25 protein-coding genes are annotated in these 22,787 nt (G+C 32.8%); 16 read left to right on the top strand and 9 right to left on the bottom strand.

All coding sequences use genetic code 11. The annotated features are described in order from the left end of the window. The first annotated feature begins 342 nt into the window (after positions 1-342). The 6 genes from JFL43_RS03515 (at position 343) to JFL43_RS03490 (ending at position 5,547) form a co-directional block, all read left to right on the top strand. Positions 343-693, top strand: a complete 351-nt coding sequence (locus JFL43_RS03515) for a hypothetical protein (RefSeq protein WP_200747943.1) — start codon at positions 343-345, stop codon at positions 691-693. A gap of 330 nt (positions 694-1,023) precedes the next feature. Next, positions 1,024-1,719: a response regulator transcription factor gene (locus tag JFL43_RS03510; protein WP_200747942.1), complete on the top strand. Its 696-nt coding sequence runs from the start codon at positions 1,024-1,026 to the stop codon at positions 1,717-1,719. A gap of 1 nt (position 1,720) precedes the next feature. After that, entirely contained in the window at positions 1,721-2,656 is a 936-nt protein-coding gene (locus JFL43_RS03505) for a sensor histidine kinase (RefSeq protein WP_200747941.1), read from the top strand. Between the two features lie 245 nt (positions 2,657-2,901). Continuing rightward, entirely contained in the window at positions 2,902-3,825 is a 924-nt protein-coding gene (locus JFL43_RS03500; RefSeq protein ID WP_200747940.1) for an ABC transporter ATP-binding protein, read from the top strand. Positions 3,826-3,952: 127 nt separating this feature from the next. Then, positions 3,953-4,657, top strand: coding sequence for an ABC transporter permease (locus JFL43_RS03495; RefSeq protein ID WP_200747939.1), 705 nt, complete (start codon positions 3,953-3,955; stop codon positions 4,655-4,657). A gap of 20 nt (positions 4,658-4,677) precedes the next feature. Continuing rightward, positions 4,678-5,547, top strand: a complete 870-nt coding sequence (locus tag JFL43_RS03490) for a DUF4097 family beta strand repeat-containing protein (RefSeq protein WP_200747938.1) — start codon at positions 4,678-4,680, stop codon at positions 5,545-5,547. A gap of 35 nt (positions 5,548-5,582) precedes the next feature. Here the strand turns inward: JFL43_RS03490 and JFL43_RS23370 are convergent, their stop codons facing one another. Beyond that, complete coding sequence (locus tag JFL43_RS23370; protein ID WP_407701932.1) at positions 5,583-5,687, bottom strand: IS3 family transposase; 105 nt, start codon at positions 5,685-5,687, stop codon at positions 5,583-5,585. A gap of 895 nt (positions 5,688-6,582) precedes the next feature. Here JFL43_RS23370 and JFL43_RS03485 point away from each other — a divergent pair. From JFL43_RS03485 to JFL43_RS03475, 3 genes are all read left to right on the top strand, one after another. Continuing rightward, positions 6,583-6,777: a YwbE family protein gene (locus JFL43_RS03485; RefSeq protein ID WP_100797509.1), complete on the top strand. Its 195-nt coding sequence runs from the start codon at positions 6,583-6,585 to the stop codon at positions 6,775-6,777. A 611-nt stretch (positions 6,778-7,388) separates the two neighbouring features. Then, positions 7,389-7,880: a YusW family protein gene (locus JFL43_RS03480; protein ID WP_200747937.1), complete on the top strand. Its 492-nt coding sequence runs from the start codon at positions 7,389-7,391 to the stop codon at positions 7,878-7,880. Between the two features lie 425 nt (positions 7,881-8,305). Beyond that, positions 8,306-8,815, top strand: coding sequence for a DUF4367 domain-containing protein (locus JFL43_RS03475; protein WP_200747936.1), 510 nt, complete (start codon positions 8,306-8,308; stop codon positions 8,813-8,815). 429 nt (positions 8,816-9,244) lie between these two features. Here JFL43_RS03475 and JFL43_RS03470 read toward each other — a convergent pair whose 3' ends face one another. Continuing rightward, the gene (locus tag JFL43_RS03470; protein ID WP_200747935.1) at positions 9,245-9,589 is read right to left on the bottom strand and encodes a hypothetical protein; all 345 of its coding nucleotides are present in this window, start codon (positions 9,587-9,589) and stop codon (positions 9,245-9,247) included. 340 nt (positions 9,590-9,929) lie between these two features. Here JFL43_RS03470 and JFL43_RS03465 point away from each other — a divergent pair, with 340 nt between their 5' ends. The 3 genes from JFL43_RS03465 to JFL43_RS03455 all read left to right on the top strand — a co-directional run bounded on the left by JFL43_RS03465 (position 9,930) and on the right by JFL43_RS03455 (position 11,332). Beyond that, positions 9,930-10,370: a hypothetical protein gene (locus JFL43_RS03465; protein ID WP_200747934.1), complete on the top strand. Its 441-nt coding sequence runs from the start codon at positions 9,930-9,932 to the stop codon at positions 10,368-10,370. Positions 10,371-10,502: 132 nt separating this feature from the next. Then, a complete protein-coding gene (locus JFL43_RS03460; protein WP_200747933.1) occupies positions 10,503-10,985 on the top strand; it encodes a hypothetical protein in 483 nt (160 codons plus the stop codon). A 95-nt stretch (positions 10,986-11,080) separates the two neighbouring features. Beyond that, entirely contained in the window at positions 11,081-11,332 is a 252-nt protein-coding gene (locus tag JFL43_RS03455; protein ID WP_200747932.1) for a hypothetical protein, read from the top strand. A gap of 63 nt (positions 11,333-11,395) precedes the next feature. On the opposite strand, the gene JFL43_RS03450 is transcribed toward JFL43_RS03455, so the two are convergent. Together JFL43_RS03450 and JFL43_RS03445 are read right to left on the bottom strand one after the other, a co-directional pair. After that, the gene (locus JFL43_RS03450) at positions 11,396-12,499 is read right to left on the bottom strand and encodes an IS4 family transposase (protein ID WP_407701931.1); all 1,104 of its coding nucleotides are present in this window, start codon (positions 12,497-12,499) and stop codon (positions 11,396-11,398) included. A gap of 895 nt (positions 12,500-13,394) precedes the next feature. Continuing rightward, the gene (locus tag JFL43_RS03445; RefSeq protein ID WP_200747931.1) at positions 13,395-13,967 is read right to left on the bottom strand and encodes a tubby C-terminal domain-like protein; all 573 of its coding nucleotides are present in this window, start codon (positions 13,965-13,967) and stop codon (positions 13,395-13,397) included. Between the two features lie 273 nt (positions 13,968-14,240). Here JFL43_RS03445 and JFL43_RS03440 point away from each other — a divergent pair, with 273 nt between their 5' ends. Beyond that, positions 14,241-14,672, top strand: a complete 432-nt coding sequence (locus JFL43_RS03440; protein WP_200747930.1) for an SRPBCC family protein — start codon at positions 14,241-14,243, stop codon at positions 14,670-14,672. Positions 14,673-14,794: 122 nt separating this feature from the next. Here JFL43_RS03440 and JFL43_RS03435 read toward each other — a convergent pair whose 3' ends face one another. The 3 genes from JFL43_RS03435 to JFL43_RS03425 form a co-directional block, all read right to left on the bottom strand. Continuing rightward, on the bottom strand, positions 14,795-15,109 hold the full coding sequence (locus JFL43_RS03435; protein WP_200747929.1) for a DMT family transporter: 315 nt from the start codon (positions 15,107-15,109) through the stop codon (positions 14,795-14,797). 2 nt (positions 15,110-15,111) lie between these two features. Continuing rightward, positions 15,112-15,462, bottom strand: coding sequence for a DMT family transporter (locus JFL43_RS03430; RefSeq protein WP_200747928.1), 351 nt, complete (start codon positions 15,460-15,462; stop codon positions 15,112-15,114). Between the two features lie 108 nt (positions 15,463-15,570). Next, on the bottom strand, positions 15,571-16,146 hold the full coding sequence (locus JFL43_RS03425) for a TetR family transcriptional regulator (protein ID WP_100797505.1): 576 nt from the start codon (positions 16,144-16,146) through the stop codon (positions 15,571-15,573). A 200-nt stretch (positions 16,147-16,346) separates the two neighbouring features. On the opposite strand from JFL43_RS03425, the gene JFL43_RS03420 reads away from it, so the two are divergent. After that, entirely contained in the window at positions 16,347-16,976 is a 630-nt protein-coding gene (locus tag JFL43_RS03420) for a VanZ family protein (RefSeq protein ID WP_200747927.1), read from the top strand. Positions 16,977-18,018: 1,042 nt separating this feature from the next. Here JFL43_RS03420 and JFL43_RS03415 read toward each other — a convergent pair. Continuing rightward, positions 18,019-18,657: an O-methyltransferase gene (locus tag JFL43_RS03415; RefSeq protein WP_200747926.1), complete on the bottom strand. Its 639-nt coding sequence runs from the start codon at positions 18,655-18,657 to the stop codon at positions 18,019-18,021. After that, positions 18,644-19,033, bottom strand: a complete 390-nt coding sequence (locus tag JFL43_RS03410; RefSeq protein ID WP_200747925.1) for a hypothetical protein — start codon at positions 19,031-19,033, stop codon at positions 18,644-18,646. Before JFL43_RS03410 ends, JFL43_RS03415 begins: the two co-directional genes overlap by 14 nt. A 510-nt stretch (positions 19,034-19,543) precedes the next feature. Between JFL43_RS03410 and rodA the strand changes: the two genes are divergently transcribed. Both rodA and JFL43_RS03400 read left to right on the top strand, forming a co-directional pair. Beyond that, positions 19,544-20,701, top strand: a complete 1,158-nt coding sequence (rodA, locus tag JFL43_RS03405; RefSeq protein WP_200747924.1) for a rod shape-determining protein RodA — start codon at positions 19,544-19,546, stop codon at positions 20,699-20,701. A 1,294-nt stretch (positions 20,702-21,995) separates the two neighbouring features. Continuing rightward, positions 21,996-22,652, top strand: a complete 657-nt coding sequence (locus JFL43_RS03400; RefSeq protein ID WP_100797498.1) for a helix-turn-helix domain-containing protein — start codon at positions 21,996-21,998, stop codon at positions 22,650-22,652. Positions 22,653-22,787 lie beyond the last annotated feature (135 nt).

Genomic DNA, 22,787 nt, shown 5'->3' with positions numbered 1-22,787 from the left:
TGTAGTGGGACTAACTGCTTTTGTATGTAATATTATCGAATAATAATAAAAAGCTGGGAATGACTATTTTTTTGTCATCCCAGCTTTTTGCATATTATTTTAGTGAACTTCCTCTTGTATCATTTAGATGATGTCAGTTACTCATATATCAAATTTTTAATACAATAATATATCAAAATTGTATATAATGTATAGATATTTATTTTTGTTAAATTACGTTAAATTAGTAAGGCGTAAACATATTTTAAATTATAATGGCTTTTCGACAAATAATGAGGTAGTAAATTTCAATTAGAGATAATCCTAAAGCTAGGATGAAAAGCTATGAATTAGGAGAATTTGATGAATACAGATGCAATTGTACGACTACTTATATTTCTAGTAATTCCAGCCTTTATGATGGGGCGAGCATATAAAAAAATGTCAAAAGAAGAGCGAAATGAGGTGAAGGGTGATTTTACGAGTGTGCGTTTTCTCACTTCAATTGGATTGATACAACTCAGTTTAGTATTTTTATTGATCGAACCATTCTTTAAAATATCATTGCTAAAAACGATTAGCGGCGTGCTCTTTTCTATTGGAATAATAGTTAGTATTATTCGGATTTGGTTGAAAGCTACATCAAAAAGTATAGCATTACTAAGAATTTTGTTATTAGTTAGCGCTTTAACTGTCTTTTTCTGGGCATTATAAGCAATTAACTAATGATGGTGCATTAAATAGAAGAAACACCCTGAAAGCGGTCAACTAACTTTACTTCATATAAGACAGTAGCACTTAGGAATGGAGTGACTACCTTATTGAGACATATTAAAAAGTGTCTTTTTATTTTCGCGGTTGCCTTTACAATATGGAATATCATCAATTACACCACTCATGAAAAAGAGCATTTGGTATATGGGTTCCTATACTGTTTGGCACTTGCAATTATAAATGGAAATTCCACCTTTTTTCCACATGTCATTGATCTTAAGGTATAATTTATTTGTGTTAGAATATGTAAAAGGTAGGAGCGAAAAGAAAATGCAATCTAATATTTTGCTAGTGGAAGATGATCTATCGATTCAAGAAATGGTAGAAAGCTATTTAATAAAAGAGGATTTTATTGTAGTGACAGCTTCTGATGGAGAAGAAGGACTGGAAAAATTTATGCAAGGTTCTTTTGATTTACTCATTCTTGATGTTATGTTACCGAAGATAGATGGGTTAGAAATAGTGAAATTGATTCGTGAAAGAAGTGCTGTCCCTATTTTAATGATGTCTGCTAAGGATACAGATGTTGATAAGGCGGTTGGGTTAGGGCTAGGAGCAGATGATTATATTGGTAAGCCTTTTTCAATGATTGAGCTGTCTGCGCGGGTAAAGGCGGGTATTCGTCGTTCGACAAAATATTCAGTTCTTCCAAAGATACAAGATGAAATTATTCAGATTGGTGATTTGAAAATAGATACTATCAATTTTACTGTATGGAAGAAAGGGGAGCTTCTTAAACTCACTTCCAAAGAGTTCGAACTATTAAAGCTATTTGCGAAGAATCGCAAACGTGTGTTTACTAAAGCTCAAATTTATAATCTCATTTGGAATGAAGAATATTTTGGCGATGAGAATGTTATTAATGTTCATATGAGAAGGCTGCGAGAGAAGATAGAGGATGATCCATCAAGCCCTGAATATATAAAAACGCTATGGGGAATCGGGTATAAGTTGGAAGTGATGTAAAATGGTGTTTTTTTTGATAATGATCATTGTCATATTAATAGGTTTTATCTTTTTTCAATATAGTACGCAGAAAAATAAAGATGAGGATTTACGATACATATATGAGAAGCTACAGAATATTTTAGAAAAGCAAACAGCTGTAAAGTTATTAGTTGTGACAGATAATAAAGAACTGCAAAAGTTATTAGTCGCCATCAATCATTTATTAGTAGCAATGCAAACAACAAAAGCCGATCAAGCGAAGGTAGAAATATCTATGCGCAAAATGCTCTCTAATATATCACATGACTTAAAAACACCGCTGACGGTTGTTCTTGGCTATGTCGAGATGTTACACACAGATCCTACAATGACCGAGGATGAACGACAAGTTATATTGAAAAAGGTACATATGAAAACTATTGAAGTAATGGAGCTCATTCATAAGTTCTTTGACTTAGCGAAATTAGAGTCGGGAGATAAAGAAATCGAGTTAACTAGAATTAATTTGAATGAAGTGTGTCAGGATAATATTTTATCGTTCTACGATTTACTTATTGCAAAGGGTTTCTCTGTTGATATTGATATACCAAATGAACAACTATATGGACATGGAAATACAGCAGTGTTAAGTAGAGTATTAAATAATTTAATTTCAAATGCAATTACGTATGGCGAAGATGGAAAAACACTTGGTATGACCTTAAGAAGTGATGAAAAGACTGTGTACATTGATATTTGGGATAAAGGAAAAGGGATTTCTGAGTCACATATTGATAAGGTATTTGAGCGTATGTACACATTAGAAGATTCAAGAAATCGTATTTATCAAGGTAGTGGGCTTGGGTTGACGATCACGAAGCGTCTTGTGGAAGCTTTGGGTGGGGAAATTCATCTTTCCAGCAAGCCTTATGACAAAACAGTATTTACAATTTTGTTAAAAAGAATGAACTATTAGCTTGTAGGAAGAAGCATTCTACAAGCTTTTTGTCATGTTCTAGCCCTCAAAGTTAAGTAAACCACCTACCTATGTTTAAGGGAATTGACAACGATTCATATCGTATTCCGAGTGGCGGGGTTTTACGTTTACTAAGTGTCTCTTTTGTGCTTTTCTCTAAGCTTAAGGAATTTGTAAGAATTGAGTAAGAAAAAAGAGAAAATCGTTCCATACAATTAATATAGACAGCGAAAGGGGAAAACAAGATGACATATATATTAAGAACAAATCAACTAACAAAAGTATTTCAAGGAAAAGAGGTTGTTTCCGCAGTAAATATGAATGTTAAAAAAGGTGAAATTTACGGGTTTTTAGGTCCAAACGGGGCTGGTAAAACAACGATTATGAAAATGATTACAAATTTAATTAAACCAACAAGTGGTGATATAGAAATTTTTGGTGAGAAGTTAACGAATACTTCATATGAAGTGTTAAAACGAATGGGAACAATTATTGAATATCCTATTTTTTATGACAAACTAACAGCTCGAGAGAATCTTTACTTACATTGTGAGTACATGGGCTATTATGATAAGAAGTCTATTGATCATGCTTTAGATCTTGTGAAGTTACACAATGTCGATGATAAAAAAGTAAAAGACTTTTCTCTTGGAATGAAACAGAGATTAGGAATTGCTAGAGCGATTACGACAAAACCAGAACTGTTAATTTTAGATGAACCTATTAATGGTTTAGATCCTATTGGTATAAAAGAATTACGAGATCTTTTTAAGATGCTTTGTAAAGAATATGGCATTACTCTATTAGTTTCGAGCCATATATTAGCTGAAATGGAACAAATGGCGGACACAATCGGAGTCATACAAAATGGGAAATTGATAAAAGAAGTTTCGATGGAAAATATCAATGGGGAACAGACAGATTATATTGAGGTGACGGTTCAAGATATTAAAAAAGCAGCTTACATTTTAGATCATCATCTAGGCTTAAATAATTATAAAATTATGAATGAGAAGAATATCCGCATTTATGAAATGACTGTAACGCAGCAAGAAATTTCAAAGGCACTTATTCTGAATGATATTGAGATTGAAAGTATAAATAAAAAGCATAGCTCATTAGAAGAATACTTCATGAAATTAATGAACGGAGAAGGGATTCATGCTTAAATTAATTAAATTAGAAATAGTGGATGTTATTTAATAAGTAGAACAATCAAGCAAAGAATTGGTAATAACCTAGTCACTATTGCTTGCTTGAGAATAAAATAAAAAACATTATATGGAGATGTTTAACATGGTTAAATTAATGAAATTAGAATGGAAAAAAAATCAGTTATCTAGTTATTTTAAAGGATTAATAATCTGTATCGTGGGAATCTTCGCTGCAGTTTCTCTTATGGCGTGGGGTTCTAAAGTTGAAGATGATCTGATGTTTACAGATTATGTGGAATTCATGTCTTTAGCAAATATTTTTATAAGAATCGTATTTATAATTTTTTCGAGTGTTATTTTATCTCGTTTAGTAATTGATGAATACAGGAACAAAACGATTCAATTATTATTTAGCTATCCACTAAAACGAAAAAAATTAATGCAAGCTAAGTTATCTATTATCTTTGCATTCTGTTTTTTTAGCATAATCATTTCTACTTTTATCATTAGTATGTTAGTCTATTTCTTAAATCCAATTATTGGGTTCTTTGAAACGCCAGTTAGTTTGAATGTCATGATTGCTACAGTGCCAACAACTTTTATTAGTGCTTTTATGATTGCTGGAGTAAGTCTAATTCCTCTTTATTTTGGTATGAGAAAAAAATCAACGGCTACAACTATTACCTCGGCAGTATTAATTAGCTTCTTGATTAACGGAAATGTATCTAGTGGTGGGAGTCAGGTTAGTTTGTTTCAATTCATTGGAGTACCGATAACATTATGTTTACTTGGTCTTCTAATCGGCTATCTTTCTTACCATAAAGTTGAAAAACTAGATTTAGCTTAAAAGGAAATGAGGAATGAAGATTGAAAAAAATAATACTAGCATCTGTTGCATTAATCGCAATTGGCGGATTAGCTTTTATCATCAAAGGAGCAGGTGGAAAGAGTTTTGAAAAAGAAAATTCCTTTGAAATAGATCGTATTGAAGAAGTAGAAATAAACAATGAATCTTGGGATATTGAGTTCAAAAATACTGAATCAAAAAAAATAACAATTGAAGTTGAAGGAAAGCAAGAAGACAAAAAGAACGATCCTGTAACAATTAACAATAATGGCAAGAAAATTTTAGTTAATCAGCAAGATCAAAAGAGAAGCTTTACTGGAGGATTCAGTTTCGGGAAAAAGGGTACTATCTATATTTCTATACCAAAGAATGCATTAGATACTATTACATTAAATAATAGCTCTGGTGAGATAAAAATGAATGATTTAACGATTAAAAACATTGTAATTTTAAACAACTCTGGTACTGAAAAAATTAAAGGATTGTCAGCTGAAAAAGGCCAGTTTACATCAAAAGATGGAGAATTAAGCTTGAAAGAAAGTTCATTAAATGAGTTAACTGTAACTTCTACTACTGGTGATAACTATTTTGCAAGTGTGATTAGCCCTAAGGTGAAAATTACTTCAGAAGATGGTGAAGTATCAATCAAAGATACAAAAGAAGGCGAGTCATTATTTGTAGAAACAAAGTCAGGAGATATTACTGTGTCTTATAAAGAAGTTCCCACTTCATTATCTCTTACTGCTAACAGTGATTCATCTGATATAACAGTTGATTTAGATGGGTTTGAGAAAAAAACGAATACTGAAAAATCAAAAGAAGGAACTATTGGTGATGCATCAAATAAAATGGAGCTGTTAAGTAAAAAAGGAACTATAAATGTGAAGTAATAATTATGGTGTGTCAGCGCTAAATAAGACAACTTTTATAAGAACTGTTGCTTAAATTCCACCGGTGTTAAATAATCGAGTGTATCATGAATGCATACGTTATAGGACCAATGTACATAACCATCCAGTGAGCTGTGCAAGCCAATCGAAATTATTCATATAGCGAAAGATTTAGCGGATATTGAAGAGATTATTTAAGCGGATTATAAAATACAGTTGAAAAAAAGACTTAAAGCTTGTAATAGCTTTAAGTCTTTTTTTATTTGAAAGAAACGGAGACAAATAGAAAAATTTATATCCTATTTTAGAGTTAATGATTGGTTCTAGTAATTATGGGACAGTAATCACTTCACTCGCAAATATCAGAATGATTTTCAATATCGATCTCTTCACCGGGAAGACTTATTGGTTGCGGGATGAATTGATATAACTTGAGGGAGCGCTTTTGTAACTTAGAGATGAACTATTGCGACTTAGAGGAGAATTATAGTAACTCAAGAGCAATCTTGTATGACTGAAATTGTTCCAGTTATTCCACAAGAATAAAAATGGAGAAATAGTTGAGGGAAAACATCCAATATATCCTTATCCAGCTGCTGCTGGCCTTTTAACAACACTATTAGATTTAGCCTTTTTTGTTATTGAACTAATGAACTCCCTAAAAAGTAAAAGTAAGATGGGAATTCCAAGTAGTATGGTAATGAATTGCATACTTCTCAAGGTTGTAAAGAATAGACTGGACTTGGCGTTTTTCTAGATAGGTCAAACCAAGAAATTGAAATATCTTCACTTGGTTGGGGTGCCGGATTTCAACGTATGATGGTCGCATATCCGTAATTAGGGACAGGTACAATTATTATGACAAACACAGATTCGGGAGTTCATCAATTGAATGGAAAATGAACTGTAACATAAATTGCTCCATTTGTAGTCTCTAAAGATCTACATAGTATATTTCTTCTTGTCAATCATTGAGATAAAAATATTATGATATACTAGACTAATCATAGAAGCAGCTTAGAAGGGAATTTTCAAATGAACGGACAAAATAGAAATGATGTAAAAGCAGGGATTGTCGTAGATATTATCTTAAAGAAAGATCAACGAACAGGTAATAAAACGAGAGGTGTCGTAAAAGATTTATTGACGAACTCATCTTTCCATCCTCATGGTATTAAAGTTCGCCTCACAGACGGTCAAATTGGTCGTGTCTGTGACATTATTGAATAAAAATCAAAAGCTGGGAATGACTTATCTTAGTCATCCTAGCTTTTTTAAATTAATAGTTTACTCTATACATATCTTTCGTATGTAAAAGAAAATAATTTCCTATTTTGATTCGAATCTAAAGTACACAGATTTCCAAATAAACTGCATTACTTCAGCCCTTTTTGTTTTGTTTAGAAATACATATGATTCCTATTTTGCAAGCACTTCAAAGTATAGTGAATTTTACTTGCTCCGTCGCATCTAATGAATCACTGGATTCACTATATTGAATGCGAAAATGATTAAAACAGATAAGTGGAGAAAGCATCACCACCTAAATTAAGTTCGCCAGTAATAATAGCACTTTAGAAAATAACTTGTGCAGCAATAATGACAGATATAATCGACCAAGCTATAACTATATAAAAATTTAAAATTGATTAGAAAATGTGCTTAAAATAAGAATAGAAAATAGGATTGTGCAGACAACGACTGTAAATAATATAGGACTTAATAATGTACATCTCCATTTAACCTTAGATTAATTCAAGGTAAATAACTTGAAAAGTTTAGTCTTTTAATAATGGGGAATAATAAAAATGCATAAGTAAATTCAAAAGGGGTGATTTTAAATGAAACATTTGAAAATGGTTATCGGAGTGCCACTCCTAATTGGTACGTTGTACGGATGTAATAATAATAAGGCATCGGATGTTCCAGTGAAAGCGCCGGTTGAACAAGAGAAAACGGATACGAACACGAATAACAATGTACAAGAAAGTACAAATCAAACGAAGGAAAATTTGCCTTATAATTTTGCGGAGTTTTCTTTAGGCGTTGATTATTCAGCGACAGAATCGTATGAAGTTGACTATGAAAATGAAAAAACAGGTGTGGAGGCAGAACTGGACGATGATCGAAATAATGTGAAGCTTAAAGGTGACGAGGCTTTAACTAAGTTAGAGCCATTATTTAAGAAACTCAAATTTGATGCAACAACAGCAAATGATGAAGTAATCGATCAAGTGATTTCTGTTTTTGGTATAGACGAAAATTATATTTCGTTTGAACTTCAAGTGAAATTCGCAGATGGAACAGTGAAGGAATATAATAAGACAAAATAAATAGAGCAAGAGAATGCCTCAGAGGTCGTTTCTAGACTTGTGAGGCATTTTTTATGTTGAAGCGGGATTAGTGAATACGGTTACATATAGTTGATACAGTTTTTCTCTTACAATGTAAACTCATGATAATTACACTTTCGTTCATGTAATTTTGATACGAGAAATCGAAATCTTTTAAACAAAAAAACACCTTCAAGTTAATTTGGTATATATACCTAAATGTAAACTTTAAGGTGAGTACTAATTAGTCCTGCTCTTTGAAACTCAAATTTGTGTATTTATGCAGCCCGCTTTATTTTTTTTGTAGTTAAAGCAGTGAGGTGTGTTAATAACTGGAAATATTTTATTGTAAATAAAGGCTGTAAACATTTTCTTTTAGGGAATAATATTATTGGGTTTTTTAAATGTATTAGGAGGATGATTAAGTGAAAAAACTTTGCTTAGTATTACTACTTCTTTTTTGCTTTGGAATGGAACATAAGGAAGCAAACGGTGAAGAACTAGAAAAAATTTATCTTGAAGGTGGTTATAAACAAACGTATGAAGCCCTTAAAGAAGCTGAAGACTTTTTTAAGCTTGATATATCATTGCCCACACGAATTCCTTCCATTGCTTTCACCCATAATTTTGGTAGGTTTACTACCTTGGGAAATCCTCAACTGGAAATTACCTATCTAAATGAGAACTCAGGAGAAGTACATTATAAAATTTTAGTTACCTCCTTAAAATATAAACAAGAATTTACGGCTGATCAAAATGTCCAAAGAATGAAATTAAATGACGGAAGTGAAGCAGTTTATGTAATCACTGAAAATTTCGATTTACTGGTTTTTGAAAAATATGGCCTCCAGTATACTTTAATGGTGGATAAGATACATCTTGATAAATTTACAAAAGAGGCATTGTCTAAAATAGCAAATTCAATTAATAAATAACATCTTCGAGCATCTCAAAGGTAGAAGTAACTTTATACAATTTCTTTTTTCTAACAACGATAGATGGTTAAACCTGTCTTCACTTTTCATCCAAAGAAGCAGTACGAATCGGAAAATACATCGTAGTCGTTTAAAAGGATGCGTACGTAAATTTAATGGAATAGCAACGAAATATCTTCAAAATTACCTTTACGTTGAAAAGAATCACGAAAATAGTTTTTCATCTACGTTCTTTGAACGGGCATTGATTAGTTTCGCCTCTATCTTTGAATCCTTAGCCCATGAATAAATAAGTTTATCGACAATGAATATTAATAAATTATTGGTTAGATAGAAATGGAAAATCGGGTAAATATTTATTGTGAAACTGTTCGCAAACAAATACCTTGAACCTAGATGTCTAGTGAATTGTGTAAAATATGCTTACTCCTAAAGATTAGCTTCTCGCATTAAACTATCCGCCTCTTTACCTAAATCCATTTGGAGACATACAATGCGTTTAAGATTTTCAAATGCACTGATCTGCTTGGTGCCTAAATCCATTTGGGGGTTTGCGGCTAACATGAATAATTTCGGTACTTCCCATACACTTCGTAAAGCGAAAGAGGCGTAAAATCCGTATCTAGGCAATGTAATATCCCCATTCCACCCAGCATCCATAAGTCCTTCAATATAGTTAATGAATAATAAGTCTTGATAGTACTCGCCTTGTTCACTTTTAATATTTTCTTGGCTCATCGCAACACCGTATAATTTACCTAAATCCTGTCCCAACCCTGAGATGCTTAAAAACTGCCAACTTTTTTTATCGTATCTTTGGGATGCAAAATATATAGATTTTGAAAAATACGACAATAATCTAATTTCGGAAAAATATAAATTTTTTTCATTTCATATAATTCTAAAAAAGATTTTAATACAGGGTTATTCTTTTTTTTATTCACCCTTTCACCAAAAATGGAAATGTATGTTCTTGTTTTACGTGAATCCATTAAGGAGGGTACTATATAAAGAGCGATAAGAGGTCATTTTAACAACCCCTTTTCAAAAAAATAAGTGTTAAACAAACAATAATGGTAAAATCAAGTCAACTCAAAACAAAGGGGGGAAAACAATGCATTCAACAAAGAAACATTCATCTATTATAGTGGCTTTTACAAATATCGTTATTGTCTGCATAGCTCAAATTCTTTACTGGACACAATTAGAAGAACTAATAAACATGAAAGTCTTCCAATTTTTAATTTTTCCTTTGATTTTTATACTCGTTAATATTTGCCTTTGGTTCAGCAGATACAGACTTGCATTTTACAAACATGCTCTATTTGCCTACTTAGCTTTCTTTATTTCTTTTATCGTTTCTTCTTTTCTTATATTAATAGTCTTAGAGCATCAGGAACTACCTCCGAGAGAAATTGTACTGTTTGCAGATGTTTTATTTGTTTGCATCACAGCGACGGTGCAGGTCATTATTTTGCTCTTTTTAAACGCCGTAACTTATATATTTTACGAAATATTGCCTATATACAGCCGAAAAACAAAGACGTCAAATTAAAAAAACTTTAATAATAGGTTGTTAAAATAACCCATTATTGTCCTTTTATATTCATGAGTAGCAAAATAAATTGTTTCTAGAGCAATCTTGCAATTGTTTTCTCTAAGTTGAATTGACAAAGGAGAGATTTTCATGGGATTATTTCCAGAAGACAGCGGTTCATTTGATTACGAAAAAAACGAGTATTTAATCGATTCAAAAATTAATGTAGGTAACATTACAGGTGCTCGAATTAACAGTAAGTACGATAGGGCGATTGCAGTTTCTTTAATTCACGGCAATACAGCTACTAAATGTGCAGGCTCACTTAAAGAGTGTCACGACATTGCTGTAAAAGCTCGTACGATTTATTTAAATCACTTCTGCACTTCATTCCCTGTTTCTGCTAAAGCTATGGCATGGGAAATCTATTTACACGCAGTACCAGAAGTGTTAGATGAAGTATTTAACAATAAAATTGTTCGAGTAATACTTGGTTCAACGCTTGCTAGTAAAGTTACAATGGCACTAACGAAAGTAGCTGCTAGTCATACAGATTACGCAGATATCGGTATTAACGATAACCTACGTTCATTTGACAGTTCGTTTGAACAAGCTTACGATTTAGTGTACTAATATTAAATAAATCGTAAGCTAGGTATTTTAAAAAGATGATTTCTGTTTCTAACAGGAGTCATCTTTTTTCGTATACAATAACTAGAGGTGATTAAATGGATTACGTGCATAAACAATTTAAAGGTCCGGAGTATCTTACTGTACTAGAGGTCTCCAAAACGCTTAATATACACCCCAGAACAGTATGCATGTTCTGCAAAGAAGGCACGTTTGACACTCATCAACACCTCGGTGGAAAAGGTAAATGGCGCATCGATACTGCGCAATTTATTGATACACCATATTGGGTTAGTTTTGTAGAAAAGTGGGGAAAAAACGTGAGCAATCGCTTAAAATCGCAAATTTGATGTTAGAGATGTTAAAAAGTGAGGATGTTGAGGAACAAAAAAAGACAAACCATCAGAGGCTTGTTAGGGTACGACATAAGAAAGCTGCGAATGAACGCACCTTAACGGATGTTTAAATCCACGTACCCTGCGATGCAGGATTTTTCGTTTACACTTGGTTTCAATTTGAGCTAAAACATTCAAGCTAAATACAATGAGGGCAATGAACACTTGGTTGTAAATCGCATTCGCACTTTGACCATAGAACTTTTTAATGTTGAGATGCTGCTTGATCCATTTGAAAAACAGCTCAATTGCCCAGCGTGATTTGTACATGTCTGAGATTTCATAAGGCTCTAAGTCGAAGCGATTCGTAATTAAACAAAGGATATGCCCCTTTGAATCCTTCACTTTGAGTAAGCGAAAATAGTTCTCTTCTCGATTTTGCACGGTGCCAATCAACACCATCTGATCCGACAAAACAGCAGAATCTGCAGGAATTTTAAAATCATAAATTTCCCGGATAACCGTATTCTTTTTCAATCTCGTAAGGAAAAAGAAACCCTCATCTGTCATGCGATCGAAACGTTCATAATCCAGGTAGCCACGGTCGAAAACGTACATGCATTCTCGGTCATCTACCATGACTTCGAGTAGATTGCGATCATGTTGTTTCGCTATGGTGAGTACCGTTTTTTCGGGATAAAACGTTCCTTTTTCCATGAACACCAGGCGTAAGTGAAGCTTAACGCCCGCTTTTGTTTTACGAAATTCAGCCCCTTTGTGATTCGTTAAATTAAGAGGTAATGTACTCGAATCAATGATTTTTAAAGGTATGACGCTTTTCGAGACATTCGTTTTTTGGTAAATTTGAACGACTAAATCAAGGAAAAGCTGTTGGAAGATGTCTGGATTCATGCCGTTCAATCTGCGTGACAGCTGGGGAATACTGATGGATTCTAAGTTCGTGCTTTTTTGAAGATGTTCGTCGAAAAGACAATCACTCAGCGCGTGCAGACTTTCTGTTTCCTGTAGCTGCGTAAAAAGCAGTAATTTTAAGAATGAATCCGTCGTAAGTTTTTTCGTATAAGCATCTAATTTCATCGTTTTCACGTTTTCTTCAAAAAGTTGAAGATTTATGGGTAAAAACCATTGTCCAAATGATGTTTTTCGTGTAATCTTGTTCATATGTAGTTCCTTTATTAGTGGATTTGGACGGGTTACCACCTGACTTTATCCATTATAAAGGACTTTTTTTATGCACAAAACAAGATTATTGAAGATTTTGATTATTTTTAAAACTAAAGTTATTTTAATGGCAACGCTAGTGCCTTTTTATCATAAATAAAAGCTGAACTAATATGAATTACTTAATCCAGCCTTAAGTCTTTGATTAAAACGGTACACATTCTAAAAAGTGTGTTGATACATCAAATGCATTACCTTAATTCTTGATTTTTAATAAAGGCTGTCATTATTTCATTTATTATCTTCTTGAAATAAAAGACGGCCTTTTTTTATCGGAAATTTTGTAAGGAACTTCGAAATCAGACCTATTAATGATAGTTACTTCGTAATAGTACAAACCATTCTTTATTTCCAAACCTCTGTTAAAAAACGTATAGATCCTTTTCTCATACTATTCACATCGTATAGAATACTAGCATTTGTACGTCTCAGTACTAGAAAATTATATTAATATATATTAAACGCTATAATAGAATAACATAAATATAAAAGATGAAATTGCAAGTGCTAGAAAAATATGTCGAAAATTACCTGAGCGAGAAGGGTGTCTAATTATAGAGGTATTTGTCGCCAATGATGAATTTTAATTATAACCATTTAAAAGGGAAAAGTGGTTATAAAAAGAAATTTATTTTGTATAATATCACTAGTGTTGCATAAAAAACGACAGAAAATTCAGTCTATTCATCTTTATAGTCTAGAGATAAAAAAAGTGAACACTCCAATAAATGATTTATAGTATTAGAAAGAACAAAAAAACCGTTCATGTATTTTGAACGGTTTTTTTATAAATATGAATGTTTGAAAACAGTTTATCGTATGTATTACTCTTCTATCAGAAATTTAAAAGGGAAGTAGATTTACCTAAAAGGGAACTATCATATCGATTATAGTGATATAAACTGTGATAGAGTACTGCTGCTAATGCTGCTAAATTTACATCATCCTCTTTTAAAAGAGTGATGATTACAGTATCTGACCCATCTGAATTTCTAGGGTCTGCAAGCTTCACCGTAGCAATTTCCTCATCGTTTTTAATTAATCGTGCTTCCGCAGTATAGTGTTGAAAAAACAAGTATGTATCTGAATTATCTTGCCATGTATACTTACTTTCTATTAATTGCTCACGCATTCTTTTCAAAACTATTTTCTGAAGGGGAGTTGTTAACATATAGTCTAATTTTAGATGGTATTTTAAAGCATTTATACTATACATGTTTTTGTCATTTTGATCCACTACTTCATAGCAATAATTGAGAGTAAAACTAAATAAGTTATTTGCAATGCGAGTTGATATTCTTGGTTTTCGTTTTTTTACGTAACAATGAACGTTTCCATGTTCGTCAGTAAGTGGTAATCTATCCTGCATCGACATTTGGATAGGAATTTCATAGGAATATTTGTACATTGCTTAACCTCCTTAATAGGATTTACTGTTATAGTGCTCCAAAAGACCAATTGAATAATAATATTCCAGATGGCATTATTCGTATGTAAATCCCTTTATTGTTATTTTACAATAAATTCTTTAAAAAGCGATTCTTTATAAGCAATTAAATTTTTAACTGTGATTAAGGAGGTTTAGAATCTAAAAAATTGAACTATAGTTGTTCTTAAAGTAAGAAAAGATAATGTAAATACCTGGCCATGTCTTTTAATTACCTTAATAGGAGATGATTTTTTGAATACACAATCGAATACGAATGCAGTTGTAGTTTATAACTTTAACATAACATCAGATAAAGTTTTTGACGCTTGTATTGACCCTGATAAAGTGATGAAATGGATGTTTCCGAAGGGGGATATCGTACGTGTTGAAATCGATGCACGGGTAGGAGGTTCTTTCTCATTTGTTGATTTAAGAGAAGGGAAGGAAATTGACCACCGAGGAGAGTATTTAGTAATTGACCGACCAAATCGTCTTGTATTTACTTGGGGTATCCCGAAAGAATCCTCAGACGAAGCACGTGTAATTATTGATATAATATCAACTAGGACAGGCTGTGAACTTACTTTAACACATGAATTACACCCTGATTGGTCAGACTTTGCATCACAAACTGAGCAGGCTTGGCGTAGTATGCTAGAAGCAATGGATACTACCCTAAATTAGTGTATAAAATAACTTTGATTGAGGCTTTAATTAAAGAGCCAGTATCCTTCATAAATGAACCCCGTCATCAGTTCATTACTGAGGAAATGACGTGGTCTTTATATGAGGGCTATTTTAAAAACTTAAGAAATAGCCTTCAATCCGGCTACTCCAATAACAATCGCAATAATACTAATTACACGTGCTACGCTTTTGGATTCCCCAAAAAGGATCATATTGATCAATACAGCACCGACCGTACCAATACCGATCCATACAGCATAAGCAATACTTAATTGTAAATAGTTAAATGAAGTGTAGAGGAGGGCAAATGATAAGCCAAAACCTCCAACGTATAAGAGCATATTTCGGATTGTTTTGTTTTGGCTGTATAACTTTAAGCCAATAACACCAACAATTTCCGACATAGCGGCAAAAAATACAAATATCCAACCCATTGTTATTGCACTCCTTTCAAATCTGTTTCTTCCTTATGTTGATTATCAGCTAGTTTTAATCCAATAACGCCAGCAACGAGAATCACCATGAATATTCCTTTTGCTAAGCTAAACTCTCCGCCAAAAATAAATACATCCATTAATGTCGTTCCAACTGTACCAATTCCTGCGAAAATAGCATAGACAGTACCTGTTGGTAAGTTTTCGCAAGCTTTAGATAAGAAGTGGAAATCTATCGCAATAATGACTAAAATAATCGCCCAATGCCACCAAGTACTAGCAGTATTAAAGCCGAAAACCCAAATTAATTCAAACAAACATGTTAGAGCAACATACATCCAATCTTTACTCATATATACCGTTCCTTTCGTAACCTATTCTTCCTAATATTAGCTTACTTATTCTTTGCCAGTACACAATGACTGACTATCAGTCATTTTCAGAGCGCAAAAGCTTCATATCTATTTACGAAGCCCTAATGCATGATGTAAAAAGTCAAGTAATTCTTGTTTTTGAAGTGCTGCATTTTCTTCATCAAAATCATCATATAAATAAATTTGTTCAGCTGCAGATTCAATAAGGCCAATAATCAACTTTGTGGATCTTTCTGTGTTGAGTGAATCGCGAATGTTTCCGACATTTTGAGCCTGTTTTAAGAAGTTGTTCATCCATTCATAAAAAGGTGCATAGATCGTTTCCCATTCTTTCAAATGTTCTGTTTGAGCAATCCCAGCATAAATAAGTGCAAAGACATCGCGATATTCCTTTGTTAAATAGAAAACAGCATCTACTATTTGTTCTATTTGGTATTCAAGCGACGCAGAATCTTGGAAACGGTTTTTCACTTCCAACATGATTTTCTCAACCATGACCGCTGCAATTGCTGGCATCACTGATAATTTAGATGGAAAATATAAATAAAATGTACCTTGCGCAATTCCAGCAGATTTTACAATATCAGATACTTTTGTTTTTTCCACACCTTTGTCACGAAAAACATCGATCGCAGCAAGAATAATCTTTTCTTCTTTAGACATGTTACATTCCTCATTTCATGACTGACTGTCATTCATTTTAAATAATAAGTGTTGTTTTGTCAAAAGTAATGATTGCTATTAATCTATGTAAGCAATAGATAACCAATAAAAAGTATAACGAAAGTACGTGATTTAGTGTAGCGTACTATAGAAATGATGTTATAATGATGTTTTTAGACGAGGGGGTGTGAATAAAAACTATGAATAATTTGTCGAAAGAGATGAAACTTTATAATGTGATAATATTTTTGTTTAGTTTAATAGTTGGTACATTACTTTATATAAACTTTTTATATTACAAACTCCCTAGATTTTTCTCGAATTTAGATGGTATGCAAAAGAATGCTTTAGCATTACTTATTGTTATTTTCACTTTTCACGTATTAATCAAAATTGCCTTTAGGATTGATGTGAAATTTGATCGCTATTTAATACTTGGTATGTATTTGTTTGTTCTTTTTGTAGGGCTTGTTCGTATCGACTTAGAATTTCATGTTAACAGTACAATTGAGCTGAACCCATTCGGATTTATATCTGACATTGCTGTTAATTCAATGTCCATACAAGTGCTTGTTGCTAATATATGTATATTCTTACCTATGTACTTCCTATTAACGCACGCTAATATTATCAAAGGCTTTTTAGATAAGTTTCTATTTTTTGAAGCATTTGCAATCCTTATGGAAGTATTACAATATGTACTAAAAGTTGGTATCTTCGATGTTTCTGACATTCTACTTTACAATATTAGTTATTTTTTAGGTTGTTTTTTATACATATCTTTTCAAAAAGTTTTTAGAAGCAATAAAAAAAATATTGAGATGCAATAGGAATATAATCTGAATAATTTACGTATTGTGGAAATCATTTACTTGTTCACAGCGGTTTTCTATACTTCAACCACACTTTTGGTTTTGTTGAAAATTTAGGGATTTAAACATTTAATCTATTCTTTAAAGCACTTGCTGTACGGAATTGTTTCAATAATAATACCTTATTTTGGGTTTATACTAGCGATCTTTGGAATTGTCTCATATAGAAAAGTAAAAAAAGAAAATGCTGCTGATAAAGGTAAGTCTTCATGGATTGCTATTGCTGGTTTAGTTATAAGTATTATTGGACTATTGTTTCAGGGTCTTATGATTTTCACCGCATGCTCAATTAAAGTATTAATTACAGGAAGTCTCTTGGGGCTCATGGTGAATCTGCTAGCTACTTAATATTGAACACACAGAATGGAAGGATAGTAGATTAGTTTGATTTTAGTTTGTTACTCAATTTGTGAAAACACAGGATTTTGAACTGTTAAGATAATCGTTACGTATATTAGTGGAAAAGACTGTTCAACAAAGGAGAGGACCATCTACATGGGACGGAAAAGGGGAATTTGGCTTAGTTTCGGGATAGCCTTAATACTAGGGGTTCCTTTTAAATAGATCATTTACAAGGGTGAGACAGGTATAAGTGTTTTTAAAATTTTCAATTATGGAATTAACAACTTATTTTTCACTTTATCCACATTCGCAATTAATACCCTTATTCTATTTGGAATTCTAAGTTTATTAGAAAAGGTAGGGAAATTAATTTTGGTTTGATCAAATAATTAATTACAATAAAACCGTTGAAAGCCTTTAGGCTATCAACGGTTTATTATTAAATTACTATTTTATGATTTGCTTTACTATAAGATTTTTATGAAAAAATCCGATCATTTCATATGAGTTATTTTAAAGAAGAAACACTGCTACTTTAAGTACATAATTCACAATCTTATTTGCGAAATGTCAAAATTACCAGCTGGATTTCTATTGTTTATGTGTCTCTATAATAAGTAGAAAGGCCTATTCAGGATTAATGTCACTCGATGAACTCTTATTTCTTTACTTTTGAAATAGTCATCCCATCACCGATTGGAATAATAAGTGATTCTAACTGAGGATGATTGGCCACAGTTTCATTGAATTTTTTCATTATTTCAGTATAACGTTTAGGTTTAGCTTCCTGGTCTGCTACACTACCCCCAGCAAGGACATTATCAGTAACTATTAAAGCACCCGGATCCGCAAGTCTAATGCAATATTCCAGGTAATTTTCATAATTTTCTTTATCAGCATCAATAAAGAAAAAATCAAATCGCTTATTATCCTCAACTAGTTTTTCAAGGTTTTGTAAAGCTGCCCCGGTAATATAGGATACTTGATCGCCAAAGCCGGCTTTAGATAGATTTCGGTATGCTAACTTTGCGTATCTCTCTTCTAATTCAAGGGAAGTTAATTTTCCTTCTCTACCGAATCCACTAGCAAGGCAAATTCCGCTATAGCCTCCAAGTGCACCTATTTCAAGAACATTTTTAGCCTCTGAAATTGATATAAGCATGGTTAGAAGTTTTCCAGAGGAAGGAGATACCGATATAGAGGGCATTCCATTTTCTTCAATAGACGAATTGACTTCCTCCAAAAGCTCATTTTTATTTTGAAACACTGAATCGATATAATTGTTAATTTGCTTCATTAGATTCAATTCCTTCCTCACTATTATCTAAAGGCGTATTACTTTCCAAAACTAAATTTTCTGTTTCTCCATTATCGTTGGGTACATCCATTGCCTCATTCTCTTGTATTTCAAATAATTGAATAAATTCGTTGATTACCATATCAATAGCTTTTAATTCACCGACTAAAATTGGATGAATAGATTGAAACTCTGGCTTATCTAACTGTTGCTTAATAGTTGAACGCTTAAGATTCATCCTCTCTAAAAAAGCAATTGCTCTACCTCGGCGAAAGGTTTTTGGTCCACGTTGGTGTGAACCTTCTTTTCCTCTGTAGTAGCGCTCACCACGATGATGTCCCTCTTTCTTAAAATCCTTGAATTTTTCATCTCTCATTATAAATCCCCTTCCCATGTATACAATTGTATACATGTAGTCAATTTTAATTATTACGTTCATTGGTCTAACAACATTTGAATTCATGGAAGACTGGTCTATTTAACGCCAGTTGAATTTAAGTAGCTGTCCTCATAAAAGTTGTCCAGTGGAATGTTAACATACCAGTATTCTGTAGGCATGCAATTGAGTATTTACAGTAATTCACATTGACACCACTATACTCAAATATATATGATGTGGAGGTTATTGAATATGATTCTTGTTAGGTGAGGCTTCTATGATGGAAATACGTTACTGCTCAAAAATGTCCAGAGACGTTTCTTAAATAAGGAGTTTTTTACGTTTCAGTTCCTTACAATCTGGGATCATCGTTCACTTAAACATGCGGTTCAACCTATGTTTCTATTAAAAAAGTAAAATCTCATAAGATTAGAGAAATGGAGAAAAGTTAATGAACTGAGTACGCTGAATTTAATAGAAGATAGAGACGGGGGAGGTAGGTATTAGTTGAAGAGAAGTGAAATTCAGGTGGATTATGTATTGTTGATTACTTTATTCTGTTTATTCATATTCAGCTTGATTGCTGTTTACAGTGGATCAGGGCAATATGAGACGCATGACCCTTATTATTTTGTGAAAAGACAAGTAATTTGGTACATCATTGGCACAGCTGTTTTGGTGGGAGTGGCATTATTTGATTTTGAGTTGCTTGAAAGATGGACACTGCCTCTTTATTCTATAGGAATTGGGTTGTTAATACTTGTACACTTTTTCGGAACGTTTAAAAACGGAGCTACAAGATGGATAAATTTAGGTTTTTTTGATTTGCAGCCATCTGAGTTTATGAAAGTATTTCTAATAATATATTTATCAGTTGTATTAAAACGTTTTGCAAATCAAGCGCTTTCATTTAAATATAGTATTTCAATTACCATAAAGGTACTTTTGATAACAATCGTTCCTTTCTATTTAATTTTGGTACAGCCTGATTTAGGTTCCGCACTTGTCATTGCAGCAATAGCACTTAGTTTAATACTTGTTTCTGGAATAGCTTTCAAAGTAGTTGGAATCCTAGTTTCCAGTTTTATAGCATTAATCGGCTTTCTTGTCTATTTACACAATAATTTTTATGACATTTTTATTAAAATCATTAAACCTCATCAATTGGAGAGAATATATGGTTGGCTTAGCCCTGATGAGTATGCCTTAAGCTATGGTTATCAACTAAAACAAGCCGTTCTGGGGATTGGATCAGGTCAAATGTATGGGAGTGGATTCAATCAGGGAAGGCAAGTGCAAAGTGGAAATATTCCCGAAGCACACACTGATTTTATCTTTTCAGTCATTGGTGAAGAATTTGGTTTTATAGGTGCATCTATATTAATAACCTTGTATTTTATCTTGCTTTATCGAATAACGATCATTGGATTAAGTGCTAATAATAGGTTAGGCTACTATATTTGTGCTGGGGTGATTGGGTTAATAGCATTCCAAGTTTTTCAAAATATTTCTATGACAATCGGGTTAATGCCGGTTACTGGAATTGCCTTGCCGCTGTTAAGTTATGGGGGAAGTGCGCTTATAACCAATATGATTGCCCTTGGATTAGTATTCAGTGTAAATTTACGTACAAAAAAATATATGTTTAAAAGTGAAGTTTTGTGAGATATATCTTTGGAAAGACATCGGCTACACATCACCAACTTTGATTGGAAATGAAATGTCCTATATTTGTAAAAAAGAAAAAGAGACCGACTTGAGCGCAGGGTGTTATGTGCAAGATGAAGGTTATTCACTATTCCTATCGCGTATTGTTAATGGGGGAGGAACCAGTCTGGTTATTATGTTGACATTTCGTCAAAATCGACATATATTGAATGAAGCGGATGTTTAGGTTTGTTCGAAAGGTGAAGGTTATTCACTGTTCCCATCGCGTATTGTTAATGGGGAAGGAATCAGTCTGGTTATTGTTTTGACATTTCGTCAAATTTGATATATTGAACGAAACGGATGTTTGGATTTGTTCGTTTACTTTAGGCCACTTTGAAAAGATATTAAGTAGAGCAGGCGTGTTGATTAACCAATTTAAACCATTATAATTAAAGTGGTAGGTTGGTTTCCTCTACGGGGTGCTCGCTTTCCGCGGGCAAGCACCGAGCCGCTTCCTTAGCTACGCTCTGTGCAGGGTCTCGGTTCGCTTGTATTTCCCACAGAAGTCGAGCACCCTCCGCTAGAATCAATAAAAAATGTAATAACATACGTTAGTATTGAACATAAAAAAGCCATATTAACGGTTTAGTGGAGTAATTATTTTAGAGAGCATTATTACAGCTTTTTTAGGGTGAGAGTGTGATTAAAAAGGGGGTCAAAGAGGGATGTGAAGTTTCAAAAAACTTTGTCTTGGTGACAGAACTACATAGTGATAAACAAACTCACATACGCTCTTTTACATGAATTAAGTTTCTATATTGAAGGAGAAATAGAAGTGCAGTATGATTAGAGGAAATGAGAAGAGTTTTTTCTCGGTTGTTTAATAAAAATCAAGTGAAAGAATGGTCAACGCCAAAATCCAAACTTGAAGATGGATGAGGGGATTTCGTCAACATTTCATATTTTGTCATAATGTCAATGGAAATGTTTTTACCATACGAAGTAGGTGCTGTATCATTTTTTCATAATGTTGAATTAAACAATCCTGCTACACTTTGAAACTTTTAGTACGAGCACGGTCAAAGTAGTTATAAAATAAATTCAGGTTCGATCATCCCGTTATCTTGAGAAACTTTGCGATGTAGTTGGTTCATTTTTATATGATACAATTGTAACAAATCGCATTGATTACTTATTGAGAATATTCAAAAAGTCTGTTAAAAATTGCTTCTGCATTCGAAAACCTCGTCTTCACGACTTTTTTTATGCTTCTTTTTGAACATGAATTATATAGAAAGGAAAATAGAATATGTCTGAAGGAAGAAAAAATAGTAATTTTGGTTTGGTGTTAAAAGACTTATTAAAGGAACGGTCATTATCAATGCGCAAACTTAGTGAGCTCACTGATATTGATACAGCTACAATCTCACGGATTATCAACGGTAAACGGAAAGCAAAGCTTGATCATATAAAAAAATTTTCTAAGCACCTTGGAGTTCCTTTTTCAGAGTTATTTGCTGCGGCTGGCTATGATATTGAACAGAAGCAGGATAAGCTAGATTCAGATATTCATACTTCAGTTGACAGCATTCAAACCTTCCTCGAATCTGCTAATTTATATGATAAAAATTTTTCTATCACAAGTGTTGAAAAGCAATTAGCTAATTATGAACAATTTACACAAACAGAGGCTGGAAAAGAGACGATACTTAATAGCTTTGTGGAGAAGGTTCAGAAAGTAGGTAGTATAGGTCCATTTATTAATAATTTGAAGGAAATGTATGAGAAATTCCTTCTAAAGAAGGGTACTCCAGCTGAACTTACCTTAATTGGAAGTGCACTCATATATTTCATATTGCCAGTAGATGTTATTCCGGATTACACATTTCCGATTGGTTATTTAGACGATGCTATGGCTGTACAACTGGTGTTAAATTTAGTATCAATTAAAAAAGAAACTCTATGAAAAGCTAAATCTCCCAAAAAGAGAATCCAAACAAACTTAAGTTTTTTTATGTCCTTTCGAAGAACATTCTAATGAATTGAATTTTTTATATACACTGTTAAGCATATTCATAAAAAACACGAGTTTCATGAACTA

Source organism: Viridibacillus soli (genome assembly GCF_016612995.1).
GTDB classification, from domain to species: domain Bacteria; phylum Bacillota; class Bacilli; order Bacillales_A; family Planococcaceae; genus Viridibacillus; species Viridibacillus soli.
Note: the sequence above shows the minus strand (reverse complement) of the source record. Positions and strands in the feature narration are given on the sequence as shown.